20 protein-coding genes are annotated in these 16,464 nt (G+C 63.9%); 8 read left to right on the forward strand and 12 right to left on the reverse strand.

Features of this window, described 5'->3' with window-relative positions:
• Positions 1–30 precede the first annotated feature (30 nt).
• The 4 genes from FQU74_RS06410 to FQU74_RS06425 are packed head-to-tail and all read right to left on the reverse strand — an operon-like array spanning position 31 to position 3,178.
• Positions 31–432: a DUF934 domain-containing protein gene (locus tag FQU74_RS06410; protein ID WP_146285575.1), complete on the reverse strand. Its 402-nt coding sequence runs from the start codon at positions 430–432 to the stop codon at positions 31–33.
• Entirely contained in the window at positions 429–1,196 is a 768-nt protein-coding gene (locus FQU74_RS06415; RefSeq protein ID WP_146285576.1) for a phosphoadenylyl-sulfate reductase, read from the reverse strand. Before FQU74_RS06415 ends, FQU74_RS06410 begins: the two co-directional genes overlap by 4 nt.
• Positions 1,186–2,856: a nitrite/sulfite reductase gene (locus FQU74_RS06420; protein WP_146285577.1), complete on the reverse strand. Its 1,671-nt coding sequence runs from the start codon at positions 2,854–2,856 to the stop codon at positions 1,186–1,188. The genes FQU74_RS06415 and FQU74_RS06420 overlap by 11 nt, the downstream gene beginning before the upstream one ends.
• 22 nt (positions 2,857–2,878) lie before the next feature.
• Complete coding sequence (locus FQU74_RS06425) at positions 2,879–3,178, reverse strand: DUF2849 domain-containing protein (RefSeq protein ID WP_146285578.1); 300 nt, start codon at positions 3,176–3,178, stop codon at positions 2,879–2,881.
• A 152-nt stretch (positions 3,179–3,330) separates the two neighbouring features.
• Here FQU74_RS06425 and FQU74_RS06430 point away from each other — a divergent pair, with 152 nt between their 5' ends.
• Entirely contained in the window at positions 3,331–3,792 is a 462-nt protein-coding gene (locus FQU74_RS06430) for an Lrp/AsnC family transcriptional regulator (RefSeq protein WP_146285579.1), read from the forward strand.
• A 77-nt stretch (positions 3,793–3,869) separates the two neighbouring features.
• Here FQU74_RS06430 and FQU74_RS06435 read toward each other — a convergent pair whose 3' ends face one another.
• The 7 genes from FQU74_RS06435 to ssb form a co-directional block, all read right to left on the reverse strand.
• On the reverse strand, positions 3,870–5,054 hold the full coding sequence (locus FQU74_RS06435) for a cytochrome P450 (RefSeq protein WP_146285580.1): 1,185 nt from the start codon (positions 5,052–5,054) through the stop codon (positions 3,870–3,872).
• Between the two features lie 5 nt (positions 5,055–5,059).
• Positions 5,060–5,959 carry a DMT family transporter gene (locus tag FQU74_RS06440; RefSeq protein WP_158635546.1) on the reverse strand — a complete coding sequence of 300 codons (900 nt, stop codon included), beginning with the start codon at positions 5,957–5,959 and terminating at the stop codon, positions 5,060–5,062.
• A 97-nt stretch (positions 5,960–6,056) separates the two neighbouring features.
• Positions 6,057–6,800 carry a triose-phosphate isomerase gene (gene tpiA, locus FQU74_RS06445; RefSeq protein WP_146285582.1) on the reverse strand — a complete coding sequence of 248 codons (744 nt, stop codon included), beginning with the start codon at positions 6,798–6,800 and terminating at the stop codon, positions 6,057–6,059.
• Positions 6,801–6,900: 100 nt separating this feature from the next.
• Positions 6,901–7,260: a HesB/IscA family protein gene (locus FQU74_RS06450; RefSeq protein ID WP_146285583.1), complete on the reverse strand. Its 360-nt coding sequence runs from the start codon at positions 7,258–7,260 to the stop codon at positions 6,901–6,903.
• A 70-nt stretch (positions 7,261–7,330) separates the two neighbouring features.
• Positions 7,331–7,693 (reverse strand): SUF system Fe-S cluster assembly protein, encoded by a 363-nt coding sequence (locus FQU74_RS06455; RefSeq protein ID WP_146285584.1) that lies wholly within the window; start codon positions 7,691–7,693, stop codon positions 7,331–7,333.
• Positions 7,694–7,767: 74 nt separating this feature from the next.
• Complete coding sequence (locus FQU74_RS06460) at positions 7,768–8,793, reverse strand: acyltransferase family protein (protein ID WP_158635547.1); 1,026 nt, start codon at positions 8,791–8,793, stop codon at positions 7,768–7,770.
• A gap of 29 nt (positions 8,794–8,822) precedes the next feature.
• Entirely contained in the window at positions 8,823–9,380 is a 558-nt protein-coding gene (gene ssb, locus FQU74_RS06465) for a single-stranded DNA-binding protein (protein WP_146285586.1), read from the reverse strand.
• A 214-nt stretch (positions 9,381–9,594) separates the two neighbouring features.
• Here ssb and FQU74_RS06470 point away from each other — a divergent pair, with 214 nt between their 5' ends.
• Positions 9,595–10,197, forward strand: coding sequence for a lytic transglycosylase domain-containing protein (locus FQU74_RS06470; RefSeq protein WP_146285587.1), 603 nt, complete (start codon positions 9,595–9,597; stop codon positions 10,195–10,197).
• A gap of 49 nt (positions 10,198–10,246) precedes the next feature.
• Here FQU74_RS06470 and serS read toward each other — a convergent pair whose 3' ends face one another.
• Positions 10,247–11,536, reverse strand: coding sequence for a serine--tRNA ligase (serS, locus tag FQU74_RS06475; RefSeq protein WP_146285588.1), 1,290 nt, complete (start codon positions 11,534–11,536; stop codon positions 10,247–10,249).
• 197 nt (positions 11,537–11,733) lie between these two features.
• On the opposite strand from serS, the gene yajC reads away from it, so the two are divergent.
• The 6 genes from yajC to ccmB all read left to right on the forward strand — a co-directional run bounded on the left by yajC (position 11,734) and on the right by ccmB (position 16,461).
• A complete protein-coding gene (yajC, locus tag FQU74_RS06480; protein ID WP_146285589.1) occupies positions 11,734–12,060 on the forward strand; it encodes a preprotein translocase subunit YajC in 327 nt (108 codons plus the stop codon).
• A 25-nt stretch (positions 12,061–12,085) separates the two neighbouring features.
• A complete protein-coding gene (gene secD / locus FQU74_RS06485; protein ID WP_146285590.1) occupies positions 12,086–13,753 on the forward strand; it encodes a protein translocase subunit SecD in 1,668 nt (555 codons plus the stop codon).
• A 10-nt stretch (positions 13,754–13,763) separates the two neighbouring features.
• Positions 13,764–14,744, forward strand: coding sequence for a protein translocase subunit SecF (gene secF / locus FQU74_RS06490; protein ID WP_146285591.1), 981 nt, complete (start codon positions 13,764–13,766; stop codon positions 14,742–14,744).
• 8 nt (positions 14,745–14,752) lie between these two features.
• A complete protein-coding gene (locus FQU74_RS06495; RefSeq protein ID WP_146285592.1) occupies positions 14,753–15,106 on the forward strand; it encodes an Mth938-like domain-containing protein in 354 nt (117 codons plus the stop codon).
• Positions 15,107–15,184: 78 nt separating this feature from the next.
• Positions 15,185–15,808: a heme ABC exporter ATP-binding protein CcmA gene (gene ccmA, locus FQU74_RS06500; RefSeq protein WP_146285593.1), complete on the forward strand. Its 624-nt coding sequence runs from the start codon at positions 15,185–15,187 to the stop codon at positions 15,806–15,808.
• Entirely contained in the window at positions 15,805–16,461 is a 657-nt protein-coding gene (gene ccmB / locus FQU74_RS06505) for a heme exporter protein CcmB (protein ID WP_146285594.1), read from the forward strand. Before ccmA ends, ccmB begins: the two co-directional genes overlap by 4 nt.
• Positions 16,462–16,464 lie beyond the last annotated feature (3 nt).

A 16,464-nucleotide genomic window follows, 5' to 3' on the forward strand; every position in this document is an offset into this window, starting at 1 on the left:
GTCAGGCCAAGGCAGAGGGGAAGCCGGAAATCAGGCGCGCAGGCGCGACTGATAGTCATGGGCCTTCCAGTTGGCGCGGAATTTCCATTGGTCTTCGGGCTGGCGTTCGGCGAGCGTGTCGGGGATCTCCACCGCGTCAAAGCCGACGCGGCGGGCCATCGCATATTGGTCGGCAATCACCGGACCATAGGCGCGCAGCTCTCCGGTGTACCCCAGCATGCGCAGACGGCGACCGATGGTGAAGGCGCGGCCGTCGTTGAAGGCAGGGAAGGTCACGCGGATCAGCGTCAGCTGCGCGATGACCGGCTCCAGCAGCGCCGGGTCATCGGTATGCGCCATGTCGAGCGCGGTGCCGCTGCCCAGATCGGCAAGGCCGGGGTTGGTGGTGTCGGCCACGGGGGTGAAGCCGGTATCGGTGACGATCACGCTCATGCCGCGTTCTCCTCGGTCGAGACGGGGCCGCGCACGGCCTTGCCGTTGATGAAATGGATGCCGCATTCGGTCTTGTTCGACCCGCGCCAACGGCCCGCCCGCGGGTCCTCGCCAGGCTTCACGGGGCTGGTGCAGGGGGCGCAACCGATCGAGGGATAGCCCTTTGCCACCAGCGGATGCCGGGGCAGGCGGTTCTCGACCATGTACTCCTCAAGGTCCTCGCGACCCCAATGGGCCAGCGGGTTCACCTTGATGCGGAAATCGCCCTCGGCTTCAAAGAAGTCCACCGTCTCGCGCGTGGCGCCTTGATAGCGCTTGCGCCCGGTGATCCAGCCCTCAAAGTCCTTGAGCGCACGCTCCAGCGGCTCAACCTTGCGGATGGCGCAGCAGGCGTCGGTGTTGAACTGGTGCAGCGTTCCGTCAGGATCGTCGAACTCAACCTTCTTCGGATGCGCGCGGATGGTGCGGATGTCGCAGAGCGCCAGCTTTTCGGCCAGCTCACGCTGATAATCCAGCGTCTCCTTGAACAGCATCCGGGTATCGACGAACAGCACCGGGGTTTCCGGCGCGATGACCGAAACCAGATGCAACAGCACCACCGATTCCGCCCCGAAGGATGACACCAGTGCCACCTTGCCAAGGTCGGGATCGTGCAGCGCATGCTCCAGCACCGCAGTCGCGCCGTGATGGCGGTAGCGGGCGTTCAGCGCGGCGACCCGCTCGGCGACCGAGCCGAGGGGGCCATGCGATGTGTCACGCGGCATCCTTGGTTCCTTCCGCCGGATAAAGCGCCTCTTTGAACGGGCCAAGGCCGAGGCGACGATAGGCTTGCAGGAAGGTTTCCTGCGGTCCTTCGCGCTGTTCAAGATAGGCGCGCACGATCCGTTCGATCGCGGGCACGATTTCGTCATAGGCAAAGCCGGGGCCGGCGCGCTCACCAACGACCGCCGTTTCCGAACCGTCGCCGCCCAGCGTGATCTGGTAGTTCTCGACCCCTGCGCGGTCCAGCCCGAGGATGCCGATATGGCCCACATGGTGATGCCCGCAGGCGTTGATGCAGCCCGAGATCTTGATCTTGAGCGGACCGATGTCGTGTTCAAGCTTCAGCTCTTCGAACCGCATCGCAATCTCTTGCGCCACGGGTATCGAGCGGGCCGTCGCCAGCGCGCAATAGTCCATGCCGGGGCAGGCGATGATGTCCGAGATGAGTCCGACGTTCGCGGTGCCCAGACCCGCCTTCACCAGCGCCGCGTGGATCGCGGGCAGGTCGCCCTTGTGGACATGCGGCAGGATGACGTTCTGCTCATGGCTGATGCGCAGTTCGGAATGGCCGTATTGCTCGGCCAGATCCGCCATCAGGCGCATCTGGTCGGCGGTGGCGTCGCCGGGCGTCTCGCCATGCTTCTTCAGGCTGATCGTGACGATCGCATATTGATCGTTGCGGTGCTGCGCGAGGTTCGTGTCAGCCCAGGCCCGGAACACGGGGTCGGCCTTGTAGAAAGCGTCATAGGCATCGACCGGCGCATTGCGGAAGGCGGGCGGCGCGAAGGCTGCCTTGATCTCGGCCAGCAGGTTCTGGTCGGCGCCACCGAACAGCGGACGCAGCTCGGCAAAGCGCGCCTCGATCAAGCGCGTGATCTCTTCCTTGCCGGTCTCGTGCAGGGTGATCTTGATGCGGGCCTTGTACTTGTTGTCGCGACGTCCCAACGTGTTGTAGACGCTGAGCACGGCCTCGACATAAGGCAGCAGGTCATTGACCGGTAGGAACTCCCGCACGGTCATCCCGATCATCGGGGTGCGGCCCAGGCCACCGCCCACGATCACCTCAAAACCGGTCTCGCCCTGTTCATTCTTAAGCACGCGCAGTCCGATGTCATGCGCCTTGATCACGGCGCGGTCATGTTCCGCACCGGTGACGGCGATCTTGAACTTGCGTGGCAGGAACTGGAATTCCGGGTGGTCGGTCGACCACTGGCGCAGCAGCTCGGCATAGGGGCGCGGGTCCTCGACCTCATCCGCGGCAGCGCCGGCGAAGTGGTCAGAGGTGACGTTCCTCACGCAATTGCCGCTGGTCTGGATGGCGTGCATCCCCACATCCGCCAGCGCGGTCAGAATCGCCGGCACGTCGGGCAGCTTGGGCCAGTTGAACTGGATGTTCTGGCGCGTTGTGAAGTGGCCATAGCCCTTGTCCCAGGTCTGGGCGATATGGGCCAGTTGGCGCATCTGGCGCGGGTTCAGCGTGCCATAGGGAATGGCCACGCGCAGCATATAGGCATGCAGCTGCAGATAGAGCCCGTTCATCAGGCGCAGCGGGCGGAACTCGTCTTCGGTCAGGCTGCCGTCGATGCGGCGTTCCACTTGCTGGCTGAACTGCGCGACACGGGCGCGCACGAAGGCTTCGTCGAATTCGGAATAGCTGTACATGCGTCGGATCCTGCCTGCGTAGTCAGTTCAGCTCGGCCTGTTTGCCGTGAAGGTAGTTGGAGGGGCCGCGGGTGCGGAACACTTCGCGGAAATGGGTGGGCTCGGGGCCGTTCTCGCCCGCCTTGGCATCCGCCAGATAGGCGCCGACAACGACATTCCCTTGCGACATCGCGTGCAGCAGACGCAACTGTGCGTGGGCCTCGTCCTCGATCAGCTCGGCGTCTTCATGGCGGCGGGTCCAGCGGTCATCGGCCGTCAGATAGACCACATCGCCCTCAAGCAGGGCATTGGCGGTGACGACTTTGGGCGTGAAGCGTGCCATCGGAAAACTCCGGTCGGGTTCGGGTAGATGTTTCTGGTTATGTATATAGAAGATTTTCCCGGATTCGTGCCAGATGCTCTTGCAGATAAGGAAATCCGTTCCAATATGGCGGCCAGATGGAACCTCGTTCCCAATACTTGGAGCAAAGCAGAATGTCGGCCCGGCTTGACGAGATGGATAGGAAAATCCTTGCAGAACTTCAGGAGGACTCGGGGCAATCACTGGACGAAATCGCACGGAAAGTCGGATCAAGCAAGACCCCGGTCTGGAACCGCATCAAGCGGATGAAGGACGCGGGCGTCATCACCCGCCAGACCGCGCTTCTGGACCCCGAGGCGCTTGGGTTCGAGGCCTGTTTCTTCGTCCTGATCCGCACCAGTGAGCATGAGACGGATTGGCAGCGCCGCTTCCTGCAAGCCCTGCGTGAGCGCCCTGAGGTGCTTGAGGCGCATCGTCTCGCCGGCGAGATCGACTATATCCTGAAGGTTCGCGTCAAGAACGCCCGCGCCTATGACACCTTCTACCAGTCGCTGATCAGCCAGGTGAAGATCCACAACGTCACGGCCCTTCTGAGCATGGAAGAGATCAAGTCGACGACGGCCCTGCCTCTCTAGCTGCTTCTTCTTTTCCTAAATATCCTCGGGGGTGAATTGCCGCAGGCAAGAGGGGGCAGACAGCCCCCTCCATCCTTTCAGTCCCGCGCCACCATAAGCCTCTCAAGTCCATGGAAATGATAGACATTTCCGTATACCGGCGCTGCCGCCAGCCGCAGCCCCGGCAGTCGGTCAAACAGGATCGGCAGCGCCGTCTGCAACTCCAGCCGTGCCAGCGGCGCGCCGACGCAGAAGTGGATGCCTGCGCCGAAGCTTGTATTGGGCTTGATCGGGCGCGCGGGGCTGAAGCGCGCCGGGTCTTCCCAGACGCCGGGATCGCGGTTCGCCGCGGCAAGCAGCAACTGAACCTCTGACCCCTTGGGAATGGGGGTGCCCATCACTTCGACATCTTCATAGGCCCAGCGGGTAAAGATATGCAGCGGCGGGTCGAGGCGCAGGATTTCTTCGACCGTGCCCTCGATCGCATCAGGGCCAAGGGCGCTAACTGGCGTACGGTTCTCCAGCAGGCACTTCACGCCGTTGCCGATGCTGTGCACCGTCGCCTCATGCCCGGCATTCAGCAGAAGGATGCAGGTGGTGATCAGCTCATCGGTCGAGAGCTTCTCACCCTCTTGCTCGGCCTGAATCAGCGCGGTGATCAAGTCATCACTTGGCGTCTTGCGCCGCTGATCGACATAAGAGCGCATGAAGGCCACGAACGCCTCGGTCGCCGCCACCGCTGCATCCTCCCGCGCCCGGTCGCGCCCGGCCTGATACATGCCGACCATGGCATTCGACCAGCGCAACAGATCATCTCCCATGTCCTCGGGCACGCCCAGCAGGCGGGCAATCACGATCACGGGCAGGCGCTGGCCGAATAGGCCAAGCAGGTCGAATTCGCCATCGGGGAGGGCATCGATCAGATCATGGCAAAGCTGGGCGATCTCGGGTTGCAGCGCGGCGATGCGCCGCGAGGTGAAGGCGCGCAGTACCAGGCTGCGCAGACGGGTATGGCGCGGTGGCTCCAGCTCCAGCATGGAATGTGCCTCAACCGCGTAGAACGGGCGCAGGTGATCGGGCACGGGCGCACGCTTTTCGACCGGCACTTCGCGACCAAAGCGGCGATCGCGGAAAATGGCGCTGACCGCCGCATGATTACCCGTTGAAAGGCGGCCATAGTCTGCCCAAAGGAAGAACGGACCCGCGGCGCGGGCGCGTTCGTAAAAGGGGTAGGGGTTCTGCACAAAGGCGGGATCGGTCGGCGATTGGGACAGTGTCAGCATGGGGTTCAGTTCATTCGCAAAGAGGGTTTTGCCGGCTGGATCTGTGCCACCATAACACCGGCCGCGACGATAGCGGCGCCTGCCGCCTGTATCCAGTTCCATGGCGCGCCAAGGGCGACCATGAAAACCATCACGTAGAAGGGGGCGGCGTTCATGTGCAGCGAGGCAAGCCCGATCCCCAGATTTCCGATGGCGCTGATCCAGAAAAGCTGCGCCAGCGTGACGCCGAAGAGGGCAAAGACCAGAAGTGCCACGCCTTCGCGCAGGCCAAGGGCGGGCCAGTCAACGGATGGCGCGCCGAGGATTGCGCCGCCAGCGGCGACGAGCGTCGTGGCAATCGCCGCGCCGGCCAGCGTCAGCGTGCAACGCCCCAGGGGTGTCATTCCCGGCAGGCCCGTGATCGTCAGATGCGAACCCAGCGTATAGCAGGCGATCAGCCCAAGTGCGGCCAGCGCGCCGATCCCGAACTGGAACCCGCCCATCGACTCGGCATAGGCCAGAACACCCCCGGCGATCGACAGGACCAGGCCGAAGATCAGAAACAGCGTGACGCGTCGTCCGGTCGTCATGCACTCGAGCGTGATGCCCATCACTGGCATTGCGGCCGAAACTATGGCTACCGTCACCGGATCACTATGGGCTTGTGCGACCACGAGCAGAATTCCCGCCATCCCCAGCATCAGCCAGCCGATCAGGATACCTCGCACCCATGGCGCGCGCCGGATTGTTCCGGCCCCTTCCTGCCACCACCACAGTGGCAGCAGCAGTGCTGCCGCCAGCACCATGCGCAGGGCGGTCAGGGGCAGGGGCGGTATTGCATCGATCAGATATTCAGCCGCCGGCAGGCCCGCTGCCCAGGCCAGCATCGACAGAAGGCAAAGCAGGTTGGCCTTGATCGGGGACACGTGGGGCGGGACCTTCCGCAACGGGGCAATCCGGGCAATCTGCAGCCCCATCGCCCCCGGCGCTGTGCCGGAAGCGACGGATCGTGTCGCCCAGGTCTCAGGCAGCGGCGAGGGCCGCGACAATTGCGCCGAAATCCGCAGCCTTCAGGCTCGCCCCGCCGACCAGCGCCCCATCCACATCCTTGACGGCAAAGATCTCGGTCGCGTTGGAGGGTTTGACCGACCCGCCATAGAGCAGCCGGACCCCGGCAGCATCGGCACCGAAGCGTGTCGTCAGCTCCGCGCGCATGAAGGCATGCACCTCGGCGATTTCCTCCAGCGTCGGCGTGCGTCCGGTCCCGATCGCCCAGACAGGCTCATAGGCGATGACCAGTTGCGTCATCGGCGCATCCGCAGGAACCGAGCCTTTGAGTTGTTCGCCCACCACGGCCAGCGTACGACCGGCATCGCGTTGCGCCTCGGTCTCGCCAACGCAGACGATGGCGACCAGACCCTCGGCAATTGCGGCCTGGGTCTTGCTGCAGATCAGCGCATCGGACTCGCCGTGATCGGCGCGCCGCTCGCTGTGGCCAAGGATCACATGGGTTGCGCCCGCGTCCTTGAGCATCGCCGCCGAGACATCGCCCGTATGCGCGCCCGAGGCTTTGAAGTGGCAATCCTGACCACCGACCAGCAAGGGGCGCCCGCTCACCCGATCCGCCATGCGCGCAATCAGCGTGGCGGGCGGGCACAGCAGCATCTCGCATCCCGGATCCGGAAAAGCCGACAGCAGCGCGTCTACCTCAGCCAGCGACGATGCGGTTCCGTTCATTTTCCAGTTGCCTGCAGCAAGCTTGCGCATCTCATCCTCCTGTTGTCGGTGGACTTATGGCAGGTGCTGACGCAGCGGAAAAGGGGGGAGCGGGGCACATGTTGAACTTGCGCCCCGAAGTTCCGCGCTGTCAGGCGGCGGGCTGGTCCTTGAACTTGATCGACTCGCCGCAGCCGCAGGCCTCGGCCACGTTTGGATTGTTGAAGCGGAACGAGGCTTCAAGCGCAGAGACGTGATAGTCGATCTCGGTGCCGAACAGGAACATCTGGGCCATAGGCGCGATCATCACGCGGGCACCGTCCTGCTCGACGACCTCGTCCATCGGGTTCACCTCGGACACATAGTCCATGGTGTATTCCATGCCTGCGCATCCGCCCTTCTTGATGCCGATACGCAAGCCTTGCGATCCCTGCTTGGCCATCAGCCGCGCGATTTGCGCCGCTGCGGCGGGGGTCAGGGAAACGGCTTGTTTGCCGGGGATGCCGAACATGGGATAGTCCTTATGCTATGGCATAAAGATAGGTTTTACGGCGTGAAGGCTCAAGCCCCCAACCGATCTATTACATGAAGCCAAGTTCCAGCCGTGCCTCGTCGGACATCATGTTCATGCCCCACGGCGGGTCGAAGGTCATCTGCACCTGTACGGATTGCACGCCGGGAATGGACTCGACCGCGTCCTGCACCCAACCCGGCATCTCTCCGGCCACGGGGCAGCCCGGCGCGGTCAGCGTCATCACGATACCCACTTCGCCCGCGTCACTGATCTCGACGGTATAGACCAAGCCCAGGTCATAGATATTGACCGGGATCTCAGGGTCGAACACCGTGCGGCATGCCTCGACCACGCTGTCATAGAGCGGGTGGTCGGTGGTCGAGGGCTTGATCAGCGGCGCACCCTCAAGCGGCGGTGAAAGGTCGGTCATCTTGTGTCCCGTCAGGCATTCTTGAGGGAATATATAGGGAATGATTGCGCCAAGGTCCAGCGCCGAGGCCGCCCTTACAACAAGCGCCTCGAAAGACCGCTTCGCAGGATCGCCCAGGTCAGGGCAAGCGCCCCCGCCAGTGTCAGCACAAAGATCAGCGGGGTTGGCAGCGTGGTGACCGAAAACACCGCCCTGCAGGCTGCATCAGCGGTGCCTGCGTCAAAGGCCCTCTCACACCCCTCGCGAAAGCGGAAGAGCAGGGCGCAGGGGATGATATGGGTGAAGTAGATCCCCGATGACCAGAGGCCGAGCGTCGGGCCGTTTGAAAGTCCTGGGATGGTCAGCGCGACCAGAACAACCGCCGGCGCCGCCAGCGCCAGCGCGACAAGGTTGTCGTGCCCAACCCCCTGCGGTGCGGCGAAGGCCAGCGCCAGCGATTCCGCCAAGACCAGCGCAACCCCGACAAACGCAGGCCAAAGCGCGCTCTGCCAAGTGATCTTTGCGGGCAGGTCGTGCCGTCGCATCACATAGCCGAGAATCAGGAAGGGCAGGCCAAGCGTCAGCCCGTTGCGATGCAGATGCGGGCTGACCCAAGGGTCAACAAGACCCCAGGCCACCGACCAGCTGATCCCCACTCCAAGCGCATAGGCAGCCGCCGCGACGGCAAGCAGCGCAGCCGTTGACCAGCTCCGCATCAGCCCAAGCAGCGCGGCCGCCAGCGTCAGCCCCGACAGATACCACAGATGCCAGTAACCAAGGATCAGCTCGCGCCAGAAGCCGGGTACGGTCATGTTCCAGAACCCGGTGTAGTGGCGCCACGAGATCGGGATGTAGATCAGCATCCACAGCACGAAAAGCGTGGCCGTGCGGCGCACATAGGGCAGAACCCGCCCAGATTGCGCCGCGCTGTAGAAGAAATAGCCGCTGATCACAAAGAACGCGGGCACCGCGATGCGGTAAAGCCCCTCGCCGGTCAGCAGGTTGGCGATGCGGCCAAGCGGTTGAAAGGGGTTGGCATGGATGCCAACCACCATGACAGCCATGCCGATCTTCAAAAGATCGACGGCAAGGCTTCGCCCGCTACCTTGCCCCTTCGACATCGCGGCCTGCATCCGACGTCATTTCCCGATCAGAACGGGATCTCGTCATCCATGTCGCTTCGACCGCCGCCGAAGCCGCCGCCCTGACCGCCACCACCGGCGCCGCCGCGGCCACCAGAGCCGCCGCCATAGCTGCCGCCACGTCCGCCGCCGCCCGAGCCGCCCTCGTAGTCGCCGCCGCCGTAGCCGCCGCCCTGATCCTCATAGCCGCCACCGGAGCCACCACCGCCTTCGCCGCGCCCGTCAAGCAGCGTAAGCTCACCACGATAGGGACGCAGTACGATCTCGGTCGTATAGCGGTCCTGGCCCGACTGATCCTGCCACTTGCGGGTTTCGAGCGCGCCTTCGATATAGACCTTGCTGCCCTTGCGCAGGTACTGCTCGGCGATCTTGGCCAGCGGTTCGCTGAAAATCGCGACCGAGTGCCATTCGGTGCGCTCTTTCCGCTCTCCCGAGTTGCGGTCGCGCCAGGTTTCAGAGGTTGCGATCCGCAGGTTCACCACCTTGCCGCCATTCTGGAAGCTGCGCACCTCGGGGTCGCGCCCAAGGTTGCCGACCAGAATGACCTTGTTGACTGAACCCGCCATGGGCGCCCTCCGATTCTCGTTGCGGGGCAAGCATCGCCCCGAGTGGTTAATGAAGTCCTTCCGCCTCCTATACCGACGCGGGTCAATGCTTTCAACGGCAGTGGCCGTGCAGCATTCCGCCGGTCGGGCGGCCATCAGGCGGATCATGGGCGATAGCGTCTGGAGGATGCAGAAAAAATCGCTATAGTTGCGCCGAATTGAGAACGAGGGGCGCATGCGTCGCAAGGCAGTATTTGTAGCCATTCTTGCCGGTCTGGTCAGCGGACCTGCCTTGGCTGAAGGCCTTAAACTATCAGCCTCGAGCAAGTCCCGTCTGACCTTGTTCAAGTCGCAGGCGGCGTTGCTGGATGGGCGGTTGGCCAAGCAGTACTCGGGGTCCAACCGGCTGAAACCCAATGCGCCAGAGGATGGCGAGGTGACTGATGCCTCGCTGCCGGCCTATCGCGGCAACTACAAGGGCGCGTATCTGGAAAACGCCAAGGCGGCCGCGCGCAAGCATGGCGTGCCCGAGGATCTGTTCCTGCGTCTGGTGCAGCAGGAAAGCGGCTGGAACGCCGGCGCGGTTTCGCCCAAGGGCGCCACAGGGCTGGCACAGTTGATGCCCGACACGGCACGGCTGTTGCGCGTGGATATCAATGACCCCATCCAGAATCTGGAAGGTGGGGCGCGGTATCTGTCGATGATGTATTCCAAGTTCGGCAACTGGCGCCATGCGCTTGCCGCTTATAACGCTGGGCCGCTGGCGGTTGAGGCGCACAATGGCGTGCCGCCCTATGAAGAGACGCAGAACTACGTAAAGGTCATTCTGGGTGGTTGAGGAACGCCGCCTAATGGATTGAAAGAAAAGGGGCCTTTCGGCCCCTTTGTCATTCCAGCCTGCCGTCGGCGGTGATGCGGGTCTTGCCGCCCAGATAGGGATGAAGCACCGCAGGAAGATCGACCGACCCATCGGCCTGCTGGCCGTTTTCAAGCACGGCGATCAGGCAGCGCCCGACGGCGAGGCCTGAGCCGTTCAGTGTATGCACGAACTCGGGCTTTCCACCGGCGGGGCGGTAGCGCGCGTTCATGCGCCGCGCCTGGAAGTCGCCGCAGACTGAAACCGAGCTGATCTCGCGGTAGGTATTCTGGCCGGGCAGCCAGACCTCAAGGTCATTCGTCTTGGTGGCGCCGAACCCCATGTCGCCGGTGCAGAGCACGATGGTGCGATAGGGCAGGCCCAGCTTCTCAAGGATCGCCTCGGCACAGCGGGTCATGCGCTCATGCTCGGCAAGGCTGGAGTCCGGCGTGGTAATCGAGACCATCTCCACCTTCTCGAACTGGTGCTGGCGCAGCATGCCGGTCGTGTCCTTGCCCGCCGAGCCCGCCTCGGACCGGAAGCACTGCGTGTGGGCGGTCATGCGAATGGGCAGGGCGGCTTCATCGAGGATGTCGCCCGCCACGGTGTTGGTCAGCGTCACCTCTGATGTCGGAACAAGCCACCAGCCATTCGTGGTCTGATAGCTGTCCTCGGCGAATTTCGGCAGTTGGTTCGTGCCATACATCGCCTCTTCCTTGACCAGGACCGGGGTCCAGGTTTCGGTCAGGCCATGCTCGTTTACATGGGTATCCAGCATGAACTGCGCCAGCGCCCGGTGCACCCGGATCACCGCACCACGCAGCACCACAAAGCGCGCACCCGAGAGCTTGGCGGCGGTGGCGAAATCCATGCCGGGCTGTACACCCTTGATTTCAAAGTGCTCTTTCGGCTGAAAGTCGAAGGTGCGCGGCGTTCCCCACCGGCGGATCTCGACGTTGCCGGCCTCGTCAGCGCCTTGGGGCACCTCGGGCAAAGGGCTGTTCGGGATACGCAGCAGAACATCTCGCAGCTCGGCGTCCTTGGCATCGGCCTCGGCGTTCATGCGGGCGACCTCGGACTTCTTGTCCGCGACCAGCGCGCGCAGGCGTTCGAACTCGGCGTCGTCACCCTTGGCCTTGGCTGCACCCACCAGCTTTGAGGCCGCATTCTGTGCCGCCTGCGCCGTTTCTGCCGCATGGATCAGCGCGCGGCGGGCCTCGTCCAGCGCCAGCACCTGCGACGACATCGGCGACAGACCCCGGCGTGCCAGGGCGGCATCGAACTGATCGGGATTTTCGCGGATGGCGCGGATGTCGTGCATGGGATCACCTTGAATTTATGGTGCCCCTGATATGCAACATCGGCCCGACGGGGGAAAGGGGGCTTGGGTCGCGCGGTGCGCTCACCGGCATGTCATCGGGGCGCGGGCGGTCTTCGCCTTGCCTTCGACTAGCGTGGGCTTTAGGGTGCGCGGCCAATCGCAGGGCCAAGGCCCATGCTTTCAACAGAGGACGCCACATGTTCGTGACCCCCGCCTTTGCCCAGGCCGCCCCCGCTGGTGGTGGTGCCGCAGCCTTCGGAAGCTTCATCCCGCTGATCCTGATCGTCGGGATCATGTACTTCCTGATCATCCGCCCGCAGCAGAAAAAGCTGAAGGAACACCGCGCGATGGTCGAGGCCCTGCGCCGCGGTGATCAGGTACTGACCCAGGGCGGTCTGATCGCCAAGGTCGTGAAGGTGCATGAGGATGGCATCCTCGATGTGGAGATCGCGCCCGGCGTCATCGCCAAGACGCCGCGCAGCACCGTTCAGCAAGTCATGAACAAGACGGAACCGGCAGCCTGAGGGCGCCGAAGACGGGACATCCGACATGAGCGATACGCCGCTTTGGAAAAGCCTGCTTGTCTGGGCGGTGGTCGCCCTTGGCATCGTCTTTGCCGCGCCGAACCTGTTCTATAACCGGGTCGAGATGCACAATGATGCCGTTGCCGCGATTGACGCGGCTGGCGGCGCGGCCACGGCCGAGCAAGAGGCCGACCGCGGACTGTGGCCGGACTGGCTGCCGTCGCGCATTGTGCCGCTTGGGCTGGACCTGCGGGGCGGGGCCCATCTGCTGGCCGAGGTTCAGGTCGCAGATGTCTACGCCCAGCGGATCGACGGCATGTGGCCCGATGTGCGCGACGCCCTGCGCGACGTGCGCGATCAGGTGGGCAACGTCCGCCGGATGCCCGCTCCCGACGGTGTGCTGCGGGTGGCCATCTCCAATCCGGCGGGGCTTGAGGTCGCGCTTGAAAAAGTGCGCGCGCTTGCCACGCCAGTCACAACGCTGACGGGGATGGGTTCGTCGGATATCGAAGTGCGGGCCGAGGGCGGCGAGATTGTCGTCCAGCTTTCCGAGGCCGAGCGTGTCGCATCCGACCAGCGCACCGTGCAGCAAAGCCTTGAAATCATCCGCCGCCGTGTCGACGAAGTCGGCACGCGCGAACCGACGATCCAGCGTCAGGGCACCGACCGTATTCTGATCCAGGTGCCGGGCATCGGATCGGCGGCCGAGCTCAAATCGCTGATCGGAACCACGGCAAAGCTGACCTTCCATCCCGTCGTGCGCGTGACGCAAGATGCCGGCACTCAGGTTGGCGCCCGCGAGGCGCTGATGCCAGAGATGGACCGGACGGATCTGTTCTACGTCGTCGAAAAGACCCCCGTGGTCTCGGGGGACGAGCTGACCAATGCCCAGCCCTCGTTCGACCAGAATGGCAAACCGGCGGTCGAGTTCCAGTTTGACGCAACCGGTGCGCGCAAGTTCGGCGACTATACGGCGAACAACATCGGCAAGCCCTTTGCCATCGTGCTGGACGGGCAGGTGATTTCGGCGCCCGTGATCCAGAGCCATATCCCCGGCGGGCGCGGTATCATCACCGGCAGCTTCTCGGTCGAGGAGAGCACCGAACTCGCCGTGCTTCTGCGCGCAGGTGCCCTGCCGGCCGAGATGACCTTCCTTGAAGAACGCACCATCGGGCCGGAACTGGGCGCGGATTCGATCCGCGCGGGCCAGAATGCGGCGCTGGTCGCGACGGCATTTGTGGCCTTTTACATGATCGCAAGCTATGGCCTCTTCGGGGTCTTTGCGGTGCTGGCGCTGGCTGCGAACATCGCCATGATCTTTGCCATCCTCTCGGTGATCGGGGCGACGCTGACGCTGCCGGGCATCGCGGGCATCGTGTTGACCATGGGCATGGCGGTGGATGCCAACGTGCTGATCTATGAACGTATCCGCGAGGAACTACGTGCCGGTCGCTCACCGGGGGCGGCGATTGACGAAGGCTTTGGCAAAGCGCTGTCGGCAATCGTCGATTCGCAGCTGACGGGCCTTCTGACCGCCGTGATCATGTTCTTTGTCGGCACCGGCCCGGTGCGCGGCTTTGCGGTGACCACAGGCATCGGTATCCTGACCTCGATGTTCACTGCAGTCTATGTGACGCGGGCCATCGTGAACATCTACCTCGGGTGGCGTCGCCCGAAGACCATCATCGTCTGAGGAAGAGGCCATGGCATTTCGTCTGAAACTGGTTCCCGAAAAGACCAACATCGACTTCTTCCGCTGGCAGTGGCTGACCTTCGGCGCCTCGGTGATCGCGGTGGTGCTGTCGCTGTTGTCGGTCGCGGTGATTGGCCTGAACTTTGGTGTCGACTTCAAGGGTGGCACCACGATCCGGGCTGAAAGCACGCAGAACAACGACATCGCGCTCTACCGCGAGGCACTTGAGGGCCTCGGCCTGGGCGAGGTCTCGATCACTGATGTCTTCGACCCGTCGTTCCGTGCCGACCAGCATGTGAAGATGCTGCGCGTCGCCCCGCAAGAGGGCTATGAGGCCGTCACCCCTGAGGTGATTACCCAGATCGAGACCGCGCTGCAGACCGTTGACCCGAGTGTGACCTTCCCTTCGGTGGAATCGGTCGGGCCGAAGGTCTCGTCCGAGCTGATCATGAAGGCACTGCTGGCGGTCTTTGCCGGTTCTGCGGGGATCTGGATCTACGTCTGGCTGCGGTTCGAGTGGCAGTTCGCGGTGGGCTGTGTGGCCGCGCTGATCCATGACGTTGTGGTGACGGTCGGGGTGTTCTCGATCTTCCAGTTGAAGTTTGACCTGACGATCGTGGCGGCGCTGCTGACCATCCTGGGCTATTCGGTCAACGACACCGTCGTGATCTTTGACCGGCTGCGCGAAAACCTTGCCAAGTACAAGCAGATGCCGCTGCGCGATCTGATGAACCTGACCACGAACGAAACGCTGTCGCGCACCATCATGACGGCGACCACCACCGCTCTGGCGCTGACCGCGCTCTTGATTTTTGGCGGCGACGTGATCCGCGGCTTCGTCTTCGCCATGCTGTTTGGTGTCATCATCGGTACATATTCGACGCTCTATGTGGCCAAGAACATCGTGCTGATGCTGGGCGTTGACCGGGGCGACAAGCCCAAGAAGGAACGCGAACGGGGCGAGCACGAATTCGCCAACATCGACGCCTGAGGCCCGCCATGCGCCTGACTGAAATCAGCTACGGCGAGGCGCAACCCGTAGAGAGCTACGGGCCGGGGTTCTTTCGCATCGGGGGCCGTGTCCTGCACGGCCCCACGATCATTACGCCATGGGACGCAGGCCCCTGGGGCGGACTTGAGGACGCGGCGGCGCTTGAAGGTCTGGCCGACAAGGTCGACGTGATCTTCCTTGGCATGGGGCGCGACATCGCACCGGCGCCACCCGCGCTAAGGGCCACGCTGGAGGGCTTGGGGCTTGGCGTAGAGGTCATGTCATCACCCGCCGCCTGCCGCACCTACAACGTGCTGCTCAGCGAGGGGCGCAGAGTCGCGCTGGCGCTGCTGCCGGTCTGACGCGCCGACCATGCTGCCTTTGTCGCAGGCATGCGCTTTGGCTTTGAACCCATCCGGGCAATCGGCTAGGCAGGGCGCATGGAACTGATCGTATCCGATGTGGCTGTGGCGCGTGGCGGCATTCCGGTGCTTGAAGGGGTGAACCTGTCGGTTTCCTCGGGCACGGCACTGGTGCTTCGCGGGCCGAACGGCATTGGCAAGACGACGCTTCTACGCACGCTGGCGGGGCTGCAGCCGCCCTTGCAGGGAACTGTCACCCTGCCGCCCGAGGGGATTGCCTATGCAGCCCATGCGGATGGGTTGAAGGCCACGCTGACGGTGACCGAAAACCTGCACTTCTGGGCCAGTGTGAACGGGCAGGGCGGTGTCGAGGAGGCCATCACCCGGATGAACCTTGCCGATCTGCGCGACCGCCGGGCGGCGAACCTGTCCGCCGGGCAGAAGCGTCGGCTAGGCCTTGCGCGCCTCTTGGTCAGCGGTCGGGCGATCTGGTTGCTGGATGAGCCCACGGTCAGCCTCGATGCCGCCTCTGTGGCGCTGTTCGCGGGCGTCGTTCGGGAACATCTGGTGCGCGGTGGTGCGGCCGTCATGGCCACGCATATCGACCTTGGTATCCCCGAGGCCGAGGTGCTTGACCTGTCGGCCTTCCGCGCCAACCGTCATATTCCTGCAGGCCACGGCTTTGACGAGGCCTTTGCATGATCGCCCTTCTGGTTCGCGATCTGAGACTGGCGATCCGCGCGGGCGGTGGCTTCGGGCTAGGTCTCGCCTTCTTCCTGCTGGTGGCGGTTCTTGTGCCGCTTGGCGTCGGGCCCGAGGGTGGGCTTCTGGCAAAGATCGCGCCGGGTATCCTGTGGGTCGGCGCGCTGCTGGCCTGCCTTCTGTCGCTGGACCGGATCTTTGCGCTGGATTTCGAGGATGGCTCGCTGGACCTTCTCGCAACCGCCCCCATCCCGCTGGAAGGGGTGGTGGCGATCAAGGCGCTGGCACATTGGCTGGTGACCGGACTGCCGCTGACGTTGGCCGCGCCGCTTCTGGGCGTTCTTCTCAACCTGCCGCTGACGGGGCATGGCTGGCTGGTGCTGTCGCTCTTCCTCGGCACGCCTGCACTGTCGGTGATCGGGGCTTTTGGCGCGGCGCTAACGGTGGGGTTGAAACGCGGGGGGCTGCTGCTGAGCCTGCTGGTGCTGCCGCTTTACGTGCCGACGCTGATCTTTGGGGCCGAGGTGGTCAAGCGGGGCGCGGCAGGCCTTTCGGTCGAGGCGCCACTCCTGCTTATGTCCGCAATCACCCTGGGGTCGGCCGCCGCCCTGCCATTTGCCGCCGCCGCCGCGCTGCGCATCAACCTGCGGTGAGGC

Source organism: Gemmobacter aquaticus (assembly GCF_007859075.1).
GTDB lineage: Bacteria > Pseudomonadota > Alphaproteobacteria > Rhodobacterales > Rhodobacteraceae > Gemmobacter > Gemmobacter aquaticus.

What these genes read in the sequence shown, in the direction of transcription:
- FQU74_RS06420 (WP_146285577.1), bottom strand. Translation starts at nt 2,856, where the DNA reads ATGTACAGCTATTCCGAATTCGACGAAGCCTTCGTGCGCGCCCGTGTC.
- ssb (WP_146285586.1), bottom strand. Translation starts at nt 9,380, where the DNA reads ATGGCGGGTTCAGTCAACAAGGTCATTCTGGTCGGCAACCTTGGGCGC.
- FQU74_RS06460 (WP_158635547.1), bottom strand. Translation starts at nt 8,793, where the DNA reads ATGTCGAAGGGGCAAGGTAGCGGGCGAAGCCTTGCCGTCGATCTTTTG.
- FQU74_RS06415 (WP_146285576.1), bottom strand. Translation starts at nt 1,196, where the DNA reads ATGCCGCGTGACACATCGCATGGCCCCCTCGGCTCGGTCGCCGAGCGG.
- FQU74_RS06470 (WP_146285587.1), top strand. Translation starts at nt 9,595, where the DNA reads ATGCGTCGCAAGGCAGTATTTGTAGCCATTCTTGCCGGTCTGGTCAGC.
- tpiA (WP_146285582.1), bottom strand. Translation starts at nt 6,800, where the DNA reads ATGCGCAAGCTTGCTGCAGGCAACTGGAAAATGAACGGAACCGCATCG.
- ccmA (WP_146285593.1), top strand. Translation starts at nt 15,185, where the DNA reads ATGGAACTGATCGTATCCGATGTGGCTGTGGCGCGTGGCGGCATTCCG.
- serS (WP_146285588.1), bottom strand. Translation starts at nt 11,536, where the DNA reads ATGCACGACATCCGCGCCATCCGCGAAAATCCCGATCAGTTCGATGCC.
- FQU74_RS06495 (WP_146285592.1), top strand. Translation starts at nt 14,753, where the DNA reads ATGCGCCTGACTGAAATCAGCTACGGCGAGGCGCAACCCGTAGAGAGC.
- secF (WP_146285591.1), top strand. Translation starts at nt 13,764, where the DNA reads ATGGCATTTCGTCTGAAACTGGTTCCCGAAAAGACCAACATCGACTTC.
- FQU74_RS06455 (WP_146285584.1), bottom strand. Translation starts at nt 7,693, where the DNA reads ATGACCGACCTTTCACCGCCGCTTGAGGGTGCGCCGCTGATCAAGCCC.
- ccmB (WP_146285594.1), top strand. Translation starts at nt 15,805, where the DNA reads ATGATCGCCCTTCTGGTTCGCGATCTGAGACTGGCGATCCGCGCGGGC.
- FQU74_RS06410 (WP_146285575.1), bottom strand. Translation starts at nt 432, where the DNA reads ATGAGCGTGATCGTCACCGATACCGGCTTCACCCCCGTGGCCGACACC.
- yajC (WP_146285589.1), top strand. Translation starts at nt 11,734, where the DNA reads ATGTTCGTGACCCCCGCCTTTGCCCAGGCCGCCCCCGCTGGTGGTGGT.
- FQU74_RS06425 (WP_146285578.1), bottom strand. Translation starts at nt 3,178, where the DNA reads ATGGCACGCTTCACGCCCAAAGTCGTCACCGCCAATGCCCTGCTTGAG.
- secD (WP_146285590.1), top strand. Translation starts at nt 12,086, where the DNA reads ATGAGCGATACGCCGCTTTGGAAAAGCCTGCTTGTCTGGGCGGTGGTC.
- FQU74_RS06450 (WP_146285583.1), bottom strand. Translation starts at nt 7,260, where the DNA reads ATGTTCGGCATCCCCGGCAAACAAGCCGTTTCCCTGACCCCCGCCGCA.
- FQU74_RS06435 (WP_146285580.1), bottom strand. Translation starts at nt 5,054, where the DNA reads ATGCTGACACTGTCCCAATCGCCGACCGATCCCGCCTTTGTGCAGAAC.
- FQU74_RS06430 (WP_146285579.1), top strand. Translation starts at nt 3,331, where the DNA reads ATGTCGGCCCGGCTTGACGAGATGGATAGGAAAATCCTTGCAGAACTT.